At 59.4% G+C, this 15903-nt stretch carries 15 protein-coding genes; 10 read left to right on the forward strand and 5 right to left on the reverse strand.

Annotated features, from left to right (window positions below):
* Positions 1-338: 338 nt before the first annotated feature.
* From F8N96_RS08215 to F8N96_RS08255, 9 genes are all read left to right on the forward strand, one after another.
* Positions 339-1367, forward strand: coding sequence for an amino acid ABC transporter substrate-binding protein (locus F8N96_RS08215; protein WP_150746905.1), 1029 nt, complete (start codon positions 339-341; stop codon positions 1365-1367).
* 65 nt (positions 1368-1432) lie between these two features.
* Entirely contained in the window at positions 1433-2614 is a 1182-nt protein-coding gene (locus F8N96_RS08220; protein ID WP_150797381.1) for an amino acid ABC transporter permease, read from the forward strand.
* 10 nt (positions 2615-2624) lie between these two features.
* Positions 2625-3722 carry an amino acid ABC transporter permease gene (locus F8N96_RS08225; protein WP_150765917.1) on the forward strand — a complete coding sequence of 366 codons (1098 nt, stop codon included), beginning with the start codon at positions 2625-2627 and terminating at the stop codon, positions 3720-3722.
* An 11-nt stretch (positions 3723-3733) separates the two neighbouring features.
* A complete protein-coding gene (locus F8N96_RS08230; RefSeq protein WP_150797382.1) occupies positions 3734-4498 on the forward strand; it encodes an amino acid ABC transporter ATP-binding protein in 765 nt (254 codons plus the stop codon).
* Positions 4499-4751: 253 nt separating this feature from the next.
* Complete coding sequence (locus tag F8N96_RS08235; protein ID WP_150797383.1) at positions 4752-5438, forward strand: FadR/GntR family transcriptional regulator; 687 nt, start codon at positions 4752-4754, stop codon at positions 5436-5438.
* Positions 5401-6705, forward strand: a complete 1305-nt coding sequence (locus F8N96_RS08240) for a CynX/NimT family MFS transporter (protein ID WP_150797384.1) — start codon at positions 5401-5403, stop codon at positions 6703-6705. Before F8N96_RS08235 ends, F8N96_RS08240 begins: the two co-directional genes overlap by 38 nt.
* 113 nt (positions 6706-6818) lie before the next feature.
* Positions 6819-7289 (forward strand): nuclear transport factor 2 family protein, encoded by a 471-nt coding sequence (locus F8N96_RS08245; RefSeq protein WP_150797385.1) that lies wholly within the window; start codon positions 6819-6821, stop codon positions 7287-7289.
* A gap of 40 nt (positions 7290-7329) precedes the next feature.
* A complete protein-coding gene (locus F8N96_RS08250; RefSeq protein WP_150797386.1) occupies positions 7330-7641 on the forward strand; it encodes a GIY-YIG nuclease family protein in 312 nt (103 codons plus the stop codon).
* A gap of 88 nt (positions 7642-7729) precedes the next feature.
* A complete protein-coding gene (locus F8N96_RS08255) occupies positions 7730-8665 on the forward strand; it encodes a glutathione S-transferase family protein (RefSeq protein ID WP_150797387.1) in 936 nt (311 codons plus the stop codon).
* A gap of 149 nt (positions 8666-8814) precedes the next feature.
* Here F8N96_RS08255 and F8N96_RS08260 read toward each other — a convergent pair whose 3' ends face one another.
* Entirely contained in the window at positions 8815-9165 is a 351-nt protein-coding gene (locus F8N96_RS08260; protein ID WP_150797388.1) for a glutaredoxin family protein, read from the reverse strand.
* Positions 9165-10169 carry a nucleoid-associated protein YejK gene (yejK, locus tag F8N96_RS08265; RefSeq protein WP_150765926.1) on the reverse strand — a complete coding sequence of 335 codons (1005 nt, stop codon included), beginning with the start codon at positions 10167-10169 and terminating at the stop codon, positions 9165-9167. Before yejK ends, F8N96_RS08260 begins: the two co-directional genes overlap by 1 nt.
* Before the next feature lie 394 nt (positions 10170-10563).
* On the opposite strand from yejK, the gene F8N96_RS08270 reads away from it, so the two are divergent.
* On the forward strand, positions 10564-10845 hold the full coding sequence (locus tag F8N96_RS08270) for an HU family DNA-binding protein (RefSeq protein ID WP_007905514.1): 282 nt from the start codon (positions 10564-10566) through the stop codon (positions 10843-10845).
* A 190-nt stretch (positions 10846-11035) separates the two neighbouring features.
* Here the strand turns inward: F8N96_RS08270 and rlmF are convergent, their stop codons facing one another.
* The 3 genes from rlmF to F8N96_RS08285 all read right to left on the reverse strand — a co-directional run bounded on the left by rlmF (position 11036) and on the right by F8N96_RS08285 (position 15756).
* Entirely contained in the window at positions 11036-12058 is a 1023-nt protein-coding gene (gene rlmF / locus F8N96_RS08275) for a 23S rRNA (adenine(1618)-N(6))-methyltransferase RlmF (protein ID WP_150797389.1), read from the reverse strand.
* Between the two features lie 201 nt (positions 12059-12259).
* Positions 12260-12736 (reverse strand): hypothetical protein, encoded by a 477-nt coding sequence (locus F8N96_RS08280; RefSeq protein ID WP_150797390.1) that lies wholly within the window; start codon positions 12734-12736, stop codon positions 12260-12262.
* 173 nt (positions 12737-12909) lie between these two features.
* Entirely contained in the window at positions 12910-15756 is a 2847-nt protein-coding gene (locus tag F8N96_RS08285; protein WP_150797391.1) for a valine--tRNA ligase, read from the reverse strand.
* Between the last annotated feature and the right edge of the window lie 147 nt (positions 15757-15903).

Consider the following 15903-nt stretch of genomic DNA (forward strand, 5'->3'; position numbering starts at 1 on the left):
AGCGCTCTGGTACGGGCTTTGCTATGGGGAATCGGTACAACCGATCCCGCGCCTGGCGGTAACACTATCAGTGTACCGCTGGCTGTGGGATAGCAAAAATCCGGTGATGGATGTTCGCCAGTGGCCGCTACGGGCTTCGCGAACGTGAAAGGGCTACCGCCCGTTCGGCCGATTGGTGAGAAGTGAGAGGTCCATGCTGTGGATTTTCTCCTACTAGACTCATGGCGCAGGTCCGACGTCGGTTGACCCTAAAAAAAGCCAACATGGGTCTACAACGCCTCACAAGGGTGCGACAGGACTTACGCTCCGACACAACAAGAGCAAAACTGGAGGTTTGAATGAAGATGTTGAAATCCACCCTGGCCGTCGTGACTGCAGCCGCAGTGCTCGGCGTCAGTGGGTTCGCTCAGGCGGGTGCGACCCTGGATGCAGTGCAGAAAAAAGGTTTCGTACAGTGCGGTGTCAGTGACGGCCTGCCGGGCTTCTCGGTTCCGGACTCCACTGGCAAGATCATCGGTATCGACGCCGACGTCTGCCGCGCTGTGGCCGCTGCCGTATTCGGCGACGCGACCAAGGTCAAATTCAGCCAGTTGAACGCCAAAGAGCGCTTCACCGCGCTGCAGTCCGGCGAAATCGACGTGCTGTCGCGCAACACCACCTGGACCAGCTCCCGCGATTCGGGCATGGGCCTGGTGTTTGCCGGCGTGACCTACTACGACGGCATCGGCTTCCTGGTGAACAACAAGCTGGGCGTGAAGAGCGCCAAAGAGCTCGACGGCGCCACCATCTGCATTCAAGCCGGTACCACCACAGAGCTCAACGTTTCCGACTACTTCCGCGGCAACGGCCTGAAATACACCCCGATCACCTTCGACACCTCCGATGAAAGCGCCAAGTCGCTGGAATCCGGTCGCTGCGACGTGCTGACCTCCGACAAATCCCAGCTCTACGCACAACGCAGCAAGCTGGGTACCCCGACCGACTACGTCGTTCTGCCGGAAACCATCTCCAAGGAGCCCCTGGGCCCGGTCGTGCGTAAAGGCGACGAAGAGTGGTTCAGCATCGTGAAGTGGACCCTGTTCGCCATGCTCAACGCTGAAGAAATGGGCATCACCCAGAAGAACGTTGAAGCTGAAGCCAAATCCACCAAGAACCCTGACGTCGCTCGTCTGCTGGGCGCTGACGGTGAATACGGCAAAGACCTGAAAGTGAAGAAGGACTGGGTCGTGCAGATCGTCAAGCAAGTGGGCAACTACGGTGAAGTGTTCGAGAGAAACCTCGGCAAGAGCACTCCGCTGGCCATTGACCGCGGGCTGAACGGCCTGTGGAACAACGGCGGCATTCAATACGCACCACCAGTGCGCTGATGGTTCTATCACCCGGTGGGCCAACCGCCGGGTGATGTTCTGTTCCATTATTTGCGGGGCACTTCATGCAAAATTCAATCGGCGCACCAAAGCAGAGGCTCAGCCTCAGCGATCCAAAAGTGCGTGCGTGGCTATTTCAGATCATCACCATTGTCGCGGTGGTCTCGATGGGTTGGTACCTGTTCGACAATACGCAGACCAACCTTCAGCACCGGGGCATTACCTCCGGTTTCGACTTTCTGGAGCGCAGTGCCGGTTTCGGCATCGCTCAACACCTGATCGACTACACCGAATCGGACAGCTATGCCCGGGTATTTGTCATCGGCCTGCTCAACACGCTGCTGGTGACCTTCATCGGCGTGATCCTGGCGACGATCCTCGGGTTCATCGTCGGTGTGTCTCGGCTGTCGAAAAACTGGATCATCGCCAAGCTGGCGACGGTGTATGTAGAAGTCTTCCGCAACATTCCGCCGCTGCTGCAGATCCTGTTCTGGTACTTCGCGGTGTTCCTGACCATGCCGGGGCCGCGCAACAGCCATAACTTCGGCGACACCTTCTTCGTCAGCAGCCGAGGGCTGAACATGCCGGCGGCGTTGGCGGCGGACGGTTTCTGGCCGTTTGTGGCGAGCATTGTCGTGGCCATCGTCGCCATCGTGCTGGTGAACCGCTGGGCCACCAAACGCTTCGAAGCCACCGGCGTGCCGTTCCACAAGTTCTGGGCCAGCCTGGCGCTGTTCCTGCTGATCCCGGCACTGTGCGCCTTGATCTTCGGTGCGCCCGTGCACTGGGAAATGCCGCAGCTCAAGGGCTTCAACTTCATCGGCGGCTGGGTGCTGATCCCGGAACTGCTGGCGCTGACCCTGGCCCTGACCGTGTACACCGCGGCGTTCATCGCCGAGATCGTGCGTTCGGGCATCAAGTCGGTCAGCCACGGCCAGACCGAAGCGGCGCACTCCCTGGGGCTGCGCAACGGCCCGACCCTGCGCAAGGTGATCATCCCGCAAGCCCTGCGCGTGATCATTCCGCCGCTGACCAGTCAATACCTGAACCTGGCGAAGAACTCCTCGCTGGCGGCCGGGATCGGTTATCCAGAGATGGTCTCGCTGTTTGCCGGCACGGTGCTGAACCAGACCGGGCAGGCGATCGAGGTGATTGCGATCACCATGAGCGTGTACCTGGCGATCAGTATCAGCATTTCCCTGCTGATGAACTGGTACAACAAGCGCATTGCGCTGATCGAGCGGTAAGGAAAAGCGCATGAGTACTCATACTTTCAAACCTGACATGCCGCCGCCGAACCGCAGCATCGGCGTGGTGGCGTGGATGCGCGCCAACATGTTCTCCAGCTGGCTCAACACCCTGTTGACCCTGTTCGCGTTCTACCTGATCTACCTGGTGGTCCCGCCGATCCTGGGCTGGGCGATCCTCGACGCCAACTGGGTCGGCACCAGCCAGGCCGACTGCACCAAGGACGGCGCCTGCTGGGTGTTCATCCAGCAGCGTTTCGGCCAGTTCATGTACGGCTACTACCCGGTCGACCTGCGCTGGCGCGTGGACCTGACCGTGTGGCTGGCGGTGATCGGCGTGGCCCCGTTGTTCATCTCGCGCTTTCCGCGTAAAGCGGTGTACGGGCTGAGCTTCCTGGTGCTGTACCCGATCATTGCCTGGTGCCTGCTGCACGGCGGCGTGTTTGGCCTGAGCGCGGTGGCGACCAGCCAATGGGGCGGCCTGATGCTGACCCTGGTGATCGCCACCGTCGGTATAGCCGGTGCATTGCCGTTGGGAATCGTGTTGGCCCTGGGGCGGCGCTCGAACATGCCGGCGATTCGCGTGGTCTGCGTGACCTTCATCGAATTCTGGCGCGGCGTGCCGTTGATCACGGTGCTGTTCATGTCCTCGGTGATGCTGCCGTTGTTCCTGCCCGAAGGCATGAACTTCGACAAGCTGCTGCGGGCGCTGATCGGCGTGATCCTGTTCCAGTCGGCCTACGTGGCCGAAGTGGTGCGCGGCGGTCTGCAAGCGATTCCCAAAGGCCAGTACGAAGCGGCCGCGGCGATGGGCCTGGGTTACTGGCGCAGCATGGGCCTGGTGATCCTGCCGCAAGCCCTGAAGCTGGTGATCCCCGGCATCGTCAACACCTTCATCGCGCTGTTCAAGGACACAAGCCTGGTGATCATCATCGGCCTGTTTGACCTGCTCAACAGCGTCAAACAAGCCGCCGCCGACCCGAAATGGCTGGGCATGGCCACCGAAGGCTATGTGTTCGCGGCCTTGGTGTTCTGGATTTTCTGTTTTGGTATGTCCCGCTACTCCATGCATTTGGAACGTAAGCTGGACACTGGCCACAAGCGTTAGGAGCGTAGTTTATGAGTGAAGCGATCAAACAGCCTGTGAGCCCTGAAGGCATTATTCAGATGCAGGGCGTGAACAAGTGGTATGGCCAGTTCCATGTACTGAAAGACATCAACCTGAACGTCAAGCAGGGCGAGCGTATCGTTTTGTGCGGCCCGTCGGGTTCCGGCAAATCCACCACCATCCGCTGCCTCAACCGTCTGGAAGAGCACCAGCAGGGTCGTATCGTGGTCGATGGCGTGGAGCTGACCAACGATCTCAAGCAGATCGAATCGGTCCGCCGTGAAGTCGGCATGGTGTTCCAGCACTTTAACCTGTTCCCGCACCTGAGCATCCTGCAGAACTGCACGCTGGCACCGATGTGGGTGCGCAAGATGCCCAAGCGCAAGGCCGAGGAAATCGCCATGCATTACCTGGAGCGTGTGCGCATTCCGGAGCAGGCGCACAAATACCCGGGGCAACTGTCCGGCGGCCAGCAGCAGCGCGTGGCGATTGCCCGGGCGCTGTGCATGAAACCGAAAATCATGCTGTTCGACGAACCGACTTCGGCACTCGACCCAGAGATGGTGAAAGAGGTTCTCGACACCATGATCGGCCTGGCCGAAGACGGCATGACCATGCTTTGCGTCACCCACGAAATGGGCTTCGCCCGTACCGTGGCCAACCGGGTGATCTTCATGGACAAGGGTGAGATCGTTGAACAGGCGGCGCCGAACGACTTCTTCGATAACCCGCAGAATGACCGGACCAAGTTGTTCCTGAGCCAGATCCTGCATTGATCGACACCTGGCAGTGAAATAAACCCGGACCTGGTCCGGGTTTATTTTTGCCCGCAGAAACACGCATTCCCCTGTAGGAGCTGGCTTGCCAGCGAAAGCGGTGCGTCTGTCACCGTTAATGTTGGATGGAACATCGCCTTCGCTGGCAAGCCAGCTCCTACAGGGGGTTGTGAAACGTCGGGTTGCCCTCGTGGATAAAGCTGACTACCATGTCAGAAAATTCATCCTATGATTGGATGAAAGGGCGAATTCCATGTCAGACATGTCTCCATTAATCAAACGATCCCTGGTCGATCAGGCGCTGGACCAGTTGCGCCAGCGCATCAATGCAGGCACCTGGACCGTCGGCCAACGCTTGCCCACCGAACCCGAACTGTCCGCCGAACTGGGCATCAGCCGCAACACCGTGCGCGAAGCCATGCGCGTGCTGGCGTTTTCCGGTTTGATCGAGATCCGCCAAGGCGACGGCAGCTACCTGCGGGCAGTGTTTGACCCCCTGGACACGATGAAAGCCTTGTCCCGCTGCTCCCCTGAGCAGGCGCGGGAGACCCGGCACATCCTGGAAGTCGAAGCCATTGGCCTCGCGGCGTTGCGCCGCACCGATGAAGACCTGGTGGCATTGCGCGAAGCGTTAAGCGTCAGTGGCAGTCACTACCACGGTGATCTCGACACCTACATCGCCTGCGATCTGGTGTTCCATCGGCGTCTGGTGGATGCCGCGCACAACCCTACCCTCAGCGAGTTGTATCGATATTTCTCCAGCATCGTCGGCGCGCATTTGCGCCAGACCTTGAACGTCAGCCTACGTCGCCAGGCAGTGTTCGACCTGCATATCGAACTGCTCGATGCCGTCGAGCAACGGGACCCGGAGCGGGCCAAAGCCTTGTCGAGGCAGCTGATCAATGAACCTTGCCACCGAGAATGCCATGTCCAGCAATAGCCACATCACCCAAGCCAAGCGCACGGCGGAACTCGAAGAACTGCTGATCGATGCCGAGGCGGATGACGAAACCGTCCAGCAAAGTCAGCCCAGGCTGCGCCGTCCGTGGCTGTTGTTGCTGGGCCTGATTCTGGTGGCGCTGAACCTGCGTCCGGCACTGTCGAGCATGGCGCCCATGCTCAGCGAGGTCTCGAAAACGCTCGGGTTGTCCTCGGCGCAGGCCGGGTTGTTGACGACGTTGCCGGTGCTTTGCCTTGGCTTGTTCGCACCCCTGGCGCCCGTGCTGGCAAGACGTTTTGGTGCCGAGCGGGTGGTGTTGGGGATTTTGCTGATGCTCGCTGGCGGGATCATTCTGCGCAGCTCGTTCGGCGAGATCGGCCTGTTTGCCGGTAGCGTGCTGGCAGGCGCGAGCATCGGTGTGATCGGCGTATTGCTGCCGGGCATCGTCAAGCGCGACTTCCCGAAACAGGCCGGCACCATGACCGGCGTCTACACCATGGCTCTGTGTCTGGGTGCGGCCATGGCGGCTGGCGCGACCGTGCCCTTGAGCGAACATTTCGACAAAAGCTGGGCCTTGGGTCTCGGCTTCTGGGTAATTCCAGCGTTGGTCGCGGCAATCTTCTGGTTGCCGCAAGTAGGCCAGAAACACGGCGCGCATCATGCTGCCTATCGGGTCCGAGGGCTGTTGCGCGACCCGTTGGCCTGGCAAGTGACCTTATACATGGGCCTGCAATCGTCTTTGGCCTACATCGTGTTTGGCTGGCTGCCGTCGATTCTGATCGGGCGCGGCCTGACGCCAACCCAGGCCGGTCTGGTGTTGTCGGGCTCGGTGATTATCCAGTTGATCAGCTCGCTGGCAGCACCCTGGCTGGCGACGCGTGGCAAGGATCAGCGAATGGCGATCGTGATCGTCATGGCAATGACCCTCGGCGGTTTGTTCGGTTGCCTTTATGCACCACTCGACGGTTTGTGGGGCTGGGCGATCCTGCTGGGGTTGGGGCAAGGCGCTACGTTCAGCCTGGCATTGACCCTGATCGTGCTGCGCTCGCGGGACGCCCATGTGGCGGCCAACCTGTCGAGCATGGCCCAGGGCTTCGGTTACACCCTGGCGTCCATGGGACCGTTCGCGGTCGGCATCGTGCATGACTGGACCGGCGGCTGGAGCGCCCTGGGCTGGATTTTCGGCGTCATCGGCCTCGGCGCGATCATTGCCGGCCTCGGTGCCGGGCGTTCGTTATATGTTCAGGTGGTCGGCGAAAAGGTCTGACGACTCCACATTCTCGGCATTCGGCCCACGAATGCCGATAGTGTTCCGCCCCTTGGCAGACTATCGTGCAGGCAATCTTTCGTCGTCATTTTGCAACCCCGGGGAGCCTGCCCATGAGTGATGCCCATAACGCATTGATCACCCAGTTCTACCAAGCCTTCCAGCGGCTCGATGCCGAGGCCATGAGCGCCTGCTACACCGATGACGTGGTGTTCAGTGACCCGGCGTTTGGCGAACTGCGCGGCCGTGATGCCGGTGACATGTGGCGCATGCTCACTACCCGGGCCAAGGACTTCTCCCTGACGTTCGACAACGTGCGCAGCGATGAACGCACCGGCGGTGCGCACTGGGTGGCGACCTACCTGTTCAGCCAGACCGGCAACACCGTGGTCAATGACATTCAGGCGCGTTTCTTGTTTCGTGACGGCAAGATTTGCGAGCATCACGACAGTTTCGATCTGTGGGCCTGGTCCCGTCAGGCGCTGGGATTCAAAGGGCTGCTGCTGGGCTGGACACCCGCGGCGAGAAACGCCGTTCGCGCGCAGGCCTTGAAGGGGTTGAAGGCATTCCAGGCCAGTCGCTGATAAGATCAGCGCTTGTTTACTTTCCAGCCTTGACCGTGACGTGACCAGCCTCAGCGAAAATCCTGTCGACGCCGATACCCCGGTGAGCAAATCCTGGTTCGTCTACCTCGTGCGCGCGGCCAACGGCTCGCTCTACTGCGGGGTCAGCGACGACCCGGTCCGCCGCTTTGCCGCTCACCAGCGTGGCAAAGGCGCGCGATTTTTCCTGTCCAGTCCGGCCGTGGCATTGGTGTATACCGAAGTCTGCCGTGACAAAAGCGACGCCCTGCGGCAGGAACGGCTGATCAAAAAACTGAAAAAAAGCGCCAAGGAATGCCTGGTGGCGAGCGCGACGGCAGGCTTATCAATCTGACTGATAAGTTCCCATCAGGCAGATGGGTGGGCTGGGTGTGGATTGCGCGCTAAGCTGCGAACTCCTTACCCGTGCGGCGGAGCCGAGCATGTCCGAGTTGATTCTTCATCATTACCCGACGTCCCCTTTTTCCGAAAAGGCCCGCCTGCTGTTGGGGTTCAAGGGGCTGTCCTGGCGCTCGGTGACCATTTCGCCGGTGATGCCAAAACCCGATCTGACGGCGTTGACCGGCGGCTATCGCAAGACGCCGGTGTTGCAGGTCGGCGCTGATGTCTATTGCGACACGGCACTGATCGCCCGTCGTCTGGAACAGGAAAAAGCCTTGCCGGCGTTTTTTCCGGAAGGTCAGGAAATGATCGCTGCGACCTTCGCTGCCTGGGCCGATTCGGTGGTATTCCAGCATGCGGTCAGCCTGGTGTTTCAACCGGAATCGATCGCTGTACGCTTCGGCACTATGCCACCGGAAGCGATCAAGGCGTTCATCGCCGATCGCACCGAGTTGTTCAGCGGTGGCAGCGCCACGCGCTTGTCGGCCGAGCAGGCCCGGCATCAATGGCCAACGATCATGGCGCGCCTGGAGCAGCAGCTTCAGCGCGAGCAGGGCGACTTCCTGTTGGGTGAGCCCTCGATCGCCGACTTTGCCCTGGCGCATTCGTTGTGGTTCCTCAAGGCGACGACCGTCACTTCACCCTTGGTCGATGCTTATCCGGCGGTTTCGGCGTGGCTGGGGCGTGTGTCGGGTTTCGGTCATGGCGCGTCCAGCGAGATGACGTCCGGGGAGGCATTGGAGATTGCGCGCCATGCTACGCCGGCGGTTTTGCCGGATGAGCAGTTCGATGAGCCGAACGGGTTTGCGGCTGGCCAGCAGGTAGTGATTGCCGCCACCGATTACGGGGTTGACCCGGTGGCCGGTGAGTTGATGTTTGCGGGCTGCGAAGAGTTGATTGTGCGTCGCGAAGACGAGCGTGGCGGCGTGGTGCATGTGCACTTTCCGCGCTTTGGATTCCGTATCGAAGCGCAATAAGCGCCAACACCGATCTCCGTCCATACACCGATCCCCTGTAGGAGCTGGCTTGCCAGCGAAGGCGTCGTGTCAGACGATACAGTTGGTCTCTGACCCACCGCCTTCGCTGGCAAGCCAGCTCCTACAGGGGACGGTGTCGTTCTTGCGGGTTATTCCAGGGCAGCGAGGATTGCATCCGGGTCGTACCCGCGAATCAACGTCCCGTTCACATCGAGGATCGGAATCCCGCCGCCACCCAATGCTTCGTACGCCTTGCGCGCCTCGGCATCCTTCTCGATATCGAATTCCTTGTATGGAATGCCTTTCTGATCAAGAAAGCGTCGGGCCAGTTTGCAGTAACCACACCATTCGGTGGCGTAGAGCACGACGTTGGCCTTGGCCTGGGTTTGCTCGGATACCACTTGTGACGGGTTGAACAGCCGCTCGATCTTGCCCCAGTGCTGGTACACCACAACCACCAGCAGGACCAGCAGGCATTTTTTCAGGACCCCGGTCAGCATCAGTTGCGTCGCTTGAGCTGGTCGGTGAGTTGGGTCGGCAGACCTTTGATGATCAGCGTGCCGGCTTCTTCATCGTATTCGATCTTCGAGCCCAGCAGGTGTGCTTCGAAGCTGATCGACAGGCCTTCGGCACGGCCCGTGAAGCGGCGGAACTGGTTCAGGGTGCGTTTATCCGCCGGTATCTCCGGTGACAGGCCGTAGTCCTTGTTGCGAATGTGATCGTAGAAGGCTTTCGGCCTTTCTTCGTCGATCAGCTCCGAGAGCTCTTCCAGGCCCATGGGTTCGCCCATTTTGGCCTGGCTGCTGGCGTAGTCGACCAGGGTTTTGGTCTTCTCGCGGGCGGACTCTTCCGGCAGGTCTTCGCTTTCGACGAAGTCGCTGAATGCCTTGAGCAAGGTGCGGGTTTCGCCCGGGCCATCGACGCCTTCCTGGCAGCCGATGAAATCGCGGAAATACTCCGAAACCTTTTTCCCGTTCTTGCCTTTGATAAACGAAATGTACTGCTTGGACTGCTTGTTGTTCTGCCACTCGGAGATGTTGATCCGCGCCGCCAGATGCAATTGGCCCAGGTCCAGGTGCCGGGACGGGGTCACGTCCAGTTGTTCGGTCACTGCGACGCCTTCGCTGTGGTGCAGCAGGGCGATCGCCAGGTAGTCGGTCATGCCCTGCTGGTAATGCGCAAACAGCACGTGGCCGCCCACAGAGAGGTTCGACTCTTCCATCAACTTTTGCAGATGTTCCACCGCCACACGGCTGAACGCGGTGAAGTCCTTGCCGCCATCGAGGTATTCCTTCAGCCAGCCGCTGAACGGATGCGCCCCGGACTCGGCGTGGAACAAACCCCAGGCCTTGCCTTGTTTGGCGTTGTAGCTCTCGTTGAGGTCGGCAAGCATGTTCTCGATGGCGCTCGACTCGGGCAACTCTTCGTCGCGGGCATGGAGAACTGCAGGTGTGCCGTCGGGTTTTTTGTCGATCAGGTGGACGATGCAATGACGGATCGGCATGGGCTTCTCGGCTGATTGAAGAGAGGAGGGCGTGCTCCCCGAAAAAGCGCCCAGTGTACCGCAACCACTGGTTATGGCGCGGCACGAAGGGCAATTCCAGCCCCCGCGACGGTGCTTATGCAGTTTTTTGCAGTTTTAGTGCAATAAAGCTGACCAATTGGGTAGCAAGAGGCGGATATTTCCCCGTCTCTGTGCTAGTTTTGCCCGGTCTTGCGCGAAGTCACTGCGTTAAGCGTGCATTCAGCATTTGTCAGGTCGAACCAAACCCTGATTTCGGTATCTATAACCCCGATCCCGTGGTTATTGGCCGAGGGTGCCAGATCCAGAAGATCGGGCTCGACGGCTGACACTGCACTCTGCAATCCATATGAATTTGATAGGGAAGGAACACTACATGGCTCTTACTAAAGACCAACTGATCGCCGACATCGCTGAAGCTATCGACGCGCCAAAAACCACCGCGCGTAACGCTCTGGACCAACTGGGCCAAATCGTTGCCGATCAGCTGGAAAACGGCGGCGAAATCACTCTTCCAGGTATCGGCAAGCTGAAAGTGACCGAGCGTCCTGCCCGTACCGGCCGTAACCCTTCGACTGGCGCTGCCATCGAAATCGCTGCCAAGAAAGTGATCAAGCTGGTTGTGGCCAAAGGCCTGACCGACGCTGTCAACAAGTAAGATTTGTAAAAAAACCGTGCATCGGAGCAATCCGGGCACGGTTTTTTTGTGTCTGCGATTTGGCGAATGCCAAGAACACCGCAAAACCAATGTGGGAGCGGGCTTGCTCGCGAAGGCGGTCTATCAGTCGATTATATAGTGACTGACACTCCGCTTTCGCGAGCAAGCCCGCTCCCACAGTTGACCTGCGTTAGCTCTTGCGCGCCCAGCGTTCGCGCCAGGTCTGTTGCTCGGACTTGGTCTGGAAGGTCCAGGCGACAAAGCGGCTTTGCTTTTGCCCCTGGGACATTTCCACCACCTGGCTTTCCAGGACGCCGGCCCTTTTCAGGGCGGTCTGGATCGCTGGCAGGTTGGAGGCCTTCGACACCAGTGTGCTGAACCACAGCACCTTGTGTTGAAAATGCGCGCTCTCTGCAATCAATTGCGTCACGAAGCGTGCTTCGCCACCTTCACACCACAACTCAGCCGACTGACCGCCAAAGTTCAGCACCGGCAGTTTGCGTTTTGGATCGGCCCGGCCCAACGCGCGCCATTTGCGCTCGCTGCCCTTGGTGGCCTCGTCCATCGACGCGTGGAACGGCGGGTTGCACATGGTCAGGTCAAAGCGTTCGCCGGGTTCGAGCAGGCCCAGCAGGATGTGCTTGGGATTACTCTGCTGGCGCAGCTGGATGGCTTTGTTCAGCCCGTTGGATTGCACAATGGCCTTGGCGGCGGCCACGGCCGTCGGGTCGATCTCCGAGCCGAGGAAGTGCCAGCGGTAATCGCTGTAGCCGATCAACGGATAGACGCAGTTGGCGCCCATGCCGATATCGAGCACCTTGACCGGCGCACCCCGGGGGATCTCGCCATCGTTGACGCTGGCCAGCAGGTCGGCCAGAAAGTGCACGTAGTCGGCGCGGCCCGGAACCGGTGGGCAAAGGTAGTCCGCCGGAATGTCCCAATGGGCGATGCCGTAGAACGACTTGAGCAGCGCCCGATTGAACACCCGCACCGCGTCGGGGCTGGCGAAGTCGATGCTTTCCTTGCCGTACGGATTGATGATCACGAACTGCGCCAGTTCCGGCGTGGTCTTGATCAGCGCCGGGAAGTCGTAGCGACCCTGATGGCGGTTGCGCGGATGCAGGCTGGCCTTCTCGCGCGGTTCCACGGCTTTGGGCGGGATGGCGGAGTCAGGCTTCTTGCGCGCGGGTCTTGGTGTGCGAGGGGCGTTCATGGGCGTTGTCGATTCGGGTATGGCTAAATGTGGTGGGCATTGTCCCACATATGAGATGGCTGCGTGGGGGCGCACCTTCATCCGAATCGCAATGATGTATCTCGCCGCCCACCGATGGATGGGCGGCAAGATTTCTGGTTCGTGCTGACTTCCGGTCTTTGAATTTATGCGGGCAAATGATTGCCAGGGCGCGCTCTTGTATTAGATTTCATCAGGGGTACTCAAGTAGGAAACATTGCGCTCCAGAATGTTCAGGTCGAAGGTCACCAGTCGTCGACCGTCTAGAACGATCCTTTCGGGATCGTTCCCCCACGTAAATTCGGACTTTAAAATTTCACCGTCTCGAGTTTTTAGGCGTATTGCTTGATTGTCGGAAAGTTTGTCGAGAGTAACGATTTCATTGTTCGTATCAATGATGTTGAACGTAGTCGGTGAAGTGGCCGTGTTGGCCGTAAAAAATATATCGATAGCGTTTATAATTTTTCCGAAGTGATCGCCTTCGGAGCGGATGTACAGGGTGTAGTCATCGCCATCGCAGCGGAAATACAGCACGTCAGCCGCGCCATCGTTGTTTTGCCCCCAGACCGGGACAGTATTGCCGGCGTGCGAAATTATAGAGACAGGTTTATTGTTGAAACTCAATGTTGCAAGAAATGATTTTTGTCGATTGCTACTCATACTGATTATCCCTTTTCAGTGTTGTTTAAAAATGTTTGATGTTTCTATTTGCCGAGAAACCACCTTAGCGAATTTTTTTAGTGTTTGGGGGCATTTAAATATTAAGTAATCATCCATAAAAAAACGCCCTGATGATCAGGGCGTTTTTTTGCTCATCAAACAGCGAATACTATTTACAAACTGGCAATCCGCGCATGCTGCTCCGCCAACTTGCTCAACGCCTGTTCGGCTTCAGCCAGTTTGGCGCGTTCCTTTTCGATGACTTCGGCCGGGGCCTTGTCGACGAAGCCGGCGTTGGACAGTTTGCCGCCCACGCGCTGGACTTCGCCCTGCAGACGCAGGATTTCCTTGTCCAGACGTGCCAGTTCGGCGTCCTTGTCGATCAGCCCGGCCATCGGCACCAGCACTTCCATCTCGCCAACCAGAGCGGTGGCGGACAGCGGTGCTTCCTCGCCAGCCTTGAGAACGGTGATCGATTCCAGACGCGCCAGCTTCTTCAGCAGCGCTTCGTTCTCGGTGAGACGGCGCTGATCTTCGGCACTGACGTTTTTCAGGAACAGGTTCAGCGGCTTGCCTGGACCGATGTTCATTTCGCCACGGATGTTACGCGTGCCGAGCATCAGGCCCTTGAGCCATTCGATGTCATCTTCGGCGCCCTGGTCGATGCGAGCTTCATTGGCCACTGGCCAAGGTTGCAGCATGATCGTCTTGCCTTCGATGCCGGCCAGCGGCGCGAGGCGCTGCCAGATTTCTTCGGTGATGAACGGCATGAACGGGTGCGCCAGGCGCAGCGCGACTTCCAGTACCCGAACCAGCGTGCGACGCGTACCGCGCTGGCGTTCGACCGGTGCGTTTTCGTCCCACAGCACAGGCTTGGACAGTTCCAGGTACCAGTCGCAATACTGGTTCCAGATGAACTCGTACAAGGCTTGTGCGGCCAGGTCGAAGCGGAACTGGTCGAGCTGGCGGGTCACTTCGGCTTCGGTGCGTTGCAGCTGCGAAATGATCCAGCGATCTGCCAGGGACAGCTCGTAGGCTTCACCGTTCTGGCCGCAGTCTTCGCCCTTGTCCAGCACGTAGCGCGCGGCGTTCCAGATCTTGTTGCAGAAGTTGCGATAGCCTTCGACGCGGCCCATGTCGAACTTGATGTCGCGACCGGTAGAGGCCAGCGAGCAGAAGGTGAAGCGCAGGGCGTCGGTGCCATAACTGGCGATGCCGTCGGCGAACTCGTCGCGGGTCTGCTTCTCGATCTTCTTCGCCAGTTTCGGCTGCATCATGCCCGAGGTGCGTTTCTGCACCAGGTCTTCCAGTTCGATGCCGTCGATGATGTCCAGCGGGTCCAGGACGTTGCCCTTGGATTTGGACATCTTCTGGCCCTGGCCATCGCGCACCAGGCCGTGCACATAAACGGTCTTGAAGGGTACCTGGGGCGTGCCGTCTTCGTTTTTCACCAGGTGCATGGTGAGCATGATCATCCGGGCAACCCAGAAGAAAATGATGTCGAAGCCAGTCACCAGCACATCGGTGGAGTGGAACTTCTTCAGGAATTCGGTCTGCTCCGGCCAGCCGAGGGTGGAGAAGGTCCACAGCCCCGAACTGAACCAGGTATCCAGAACGTCGTTGTCCTGTTGCAGCGCAACGTCCGGGCCAAGGTTGTTTTTGGCACGTACTTCGGCTTCGTCGCGACCGACATAGACCTTGCCCGACTCGTCGTACCAGGCCGGAATCCGGTGGCCCCACCACAGCTGACGGCTGATGCACCAGTCCTGGATGTCGCGCATCCACGAAAAGTACATGTTTTCGTACTGCTTGGGCACGAACTGGATGCGACCATCTTCAACGGCGGCAATCGCAGGCTCGGCCAATGGCTTGGTCGATACGTACCACTGGTCGGTCAGCCACGGCTCGATGATGGTGCCGGAGCGATCGCCTTTCGGTACTTTCAGGCCGTGATCGTCGACGCTGACCAGCAGGCCGGCGGCTTCGAAGGCAGCAACAATCTGCTTGCGCGCTTCGAAGCGGTCCAGGCCGGCGTATTCGGCCGGAAGCTTGCCGTCGACTTCGGTGTTCAGCGTGCCGTCCAGGTTGAACACCTGGGCTGCGGGCAGAACATTGGCGTTCTTGTCGAAGATGTTCAGCAGCGGCAGGTTGTGGCGCTTGCCGACTTCATAGTCGTTGAAATCGTGGGCCGGGGTGATTTTCACGCAGCCGGTGCCGAATTCAGGATCGCAGTAATCGTCGGCGATGATCGGGATGCGGCGGCCAACCAGCGGCAGCTCGACAAATTTGCCGATCAGGGCTTTGTAGCGTTCATCGTTCGGGTTGACGGCCACGGCGGCGTCGCCGAGCATGGTTTCCGGACGCGTGGTCGCGACGATCAGGTAAGCGTTGCCTTCAGCGGTCTTGGCGCCATCGGCCAAGGGGTATTTCAGGTTCCACAGGAAACCTTTCTCGTCGTGGTTTTCCACTTCGAGGTCGGAAATCGCCGTGTGCAGCTTGGTGTCCCAGTTGACCAGGCGCTTGCCGCGATAGATCAGGCCGTCTTCGTGCAGGCGCACGAACGCTTCTTTGACCGCTTCCGAGAGACCGTCGTCCATGGTGAAGCGCTCGCGGCTCCAGTCCACGGACGAGCCGAGGCGACGGATCTGACGGCTGATGTTGCCGCCGGACTGATCCTTCCACTCCCAGACTTTCTCGAGGAATTTGTCGCGGCCCAGATCATGGCGATTCTGGCCCTGGGCTTCGAGTTGGCGCTCCACCAGCATTTGCGTGGCGATACCGGCGTGGTCGGTGCCCGGCTGCCACAGGGTGTTGCGACCCTGCATGCGGCGGAAACGGATCAGGGCGTCCATGATCGCGTTGTTGAAGCCGTGCCCCATGTGCAGGCTGCCGGTGACGTTCGGCGGCGGGATCATGATGGTGTAGGACTCGCCCGCGCCTTGCGGGGCGAAGTAATTCTCTGACTCCCAGGTGTTGTACCAGGAAGTTTCAATGGCGTGCGGCTGGTAGGTCTTATCCATGCGCGGCGGGACCCTATTGGCATTTATTCAGGAAAAGCCGGCAAGTATAGCGGGGCATGGGGCGCAGGGCGAGCAGGTGAAGACGGGGCGCGTCCTCGAAAACACCGAAAACCCCCTGTAGGAGCGAGCGGTGCGGCGGTCCGACTT

It is taken from the genome of Pseudomonas fluorescens (assembly GCF_902497855.1).
GTDB lineage: Bacteria > Pseudomonadota > Gammaproteobacteria > Pseudomonadales > Pseudomonadaceae > Aquipseudomonas > Aquipseudomonas fluorescens_BI.

Excerpts from the sequence above, each read along its gene's own strand:
- yejK (WP_150765926.1), bottom strand. The coding sequence starts at position 10,169 with ATGCCGATCCGTCATTGCATCGTCCACCTGATCGACAAAAAACCCGAC.
- F8N96_RS08285 (WP_150797391.1), bottom strand. The coding sequence starts at position 15,756 with ATGGATAAGACCTACCAGCCGCACGCCATTGAAACTTCCTGGTACAAC.
- F8N96_RS08225 (WP_150765917.1), top strand. The coding sequence starts at position 2,625 with ATGAGTACTCATACTTTCAAACCTGACATGCCGCCGCCGAACCGCAGC.
- rlmF (WP_150797389.1), bottom strand. The coding sequence starts at position 12,058 with ATGAACGCCCCTCGCACACCAAGACCCGCGCGCAAGAAGCCTGACTCC.
- F8N96_RS08270 (WP_007905514.1), top strand. The coding sequence starts at position 10,564 with ATGGCTCTTACTAAAGACCAACTGATCGCCGACATCGCTGAAGCTATC.
- F8N96_RS08260 (WP_150797388.1), bottom strand. The coding sequence starts at position 9,165 with ATGCTGACCGGGGTCCTGAAAAAATGCCTGCTGGTCCTGCTGGTGGTT.
- F8N96_RS08255 (WP_150797387.1), top strand. The coding sequence starts at position 7,730 with ATGTCCGAGTTGATTCTTCATCATTACCCGACGTCCCCTTTTTCCGAA.
- F8N96_RS08240 (WP_150797384.1), top strand. The coding sequence starts at position 5,401 with ATGAACCTTGCCACCGAGAATGCCATGTCCAGCAATAGCCACATCACC.
- F8N96_RS08280 (WP_150797390.1), bottom strand. The coding sequence starts at position 12,736 with ATGAGTAGCAATCGACAAAAATCATTTCTTGCAACATTGAGTTTCAAC.
- F8N96_RS08235 (WP_150797383.1), top strand. The coding sequence starts at position 4,752 with ATGTCAGACATGTCTCCATTAATCAAACGATCCCTGGTCGATCAGGCG.
- F8N96_RS08230 (WP_150797382.1), top strand. The coding sequence starts at position 3,734 with ATGAGTGAAGCGATCAAACAGCCTGTGAGCCCTGAAGGCATTATTCAG.
- F8N96_RS08220 (WP_150797381.1), top strand. The coding sequence starts at position 1,433 with ATGCAAAATTCAATCGGCGCACCAAAGCAGAGGCTCAGCCTCAGCGAT.
- F8N96_RS08215 (WP_150746905.1), top strand. The coding sequence starts at position 339 with ATGAAGATGTTGAAATCCACCCTGGCCGTCGTGACTGCAGCCGCAGTG.
- F8N96_RS08245 (WP_150797385.1), top strand. The coding sequence starts at position 6,819 with ATGAGTGATGCCCATAACGCATTGATCACCCAGTTCTACCAAGCCTTC.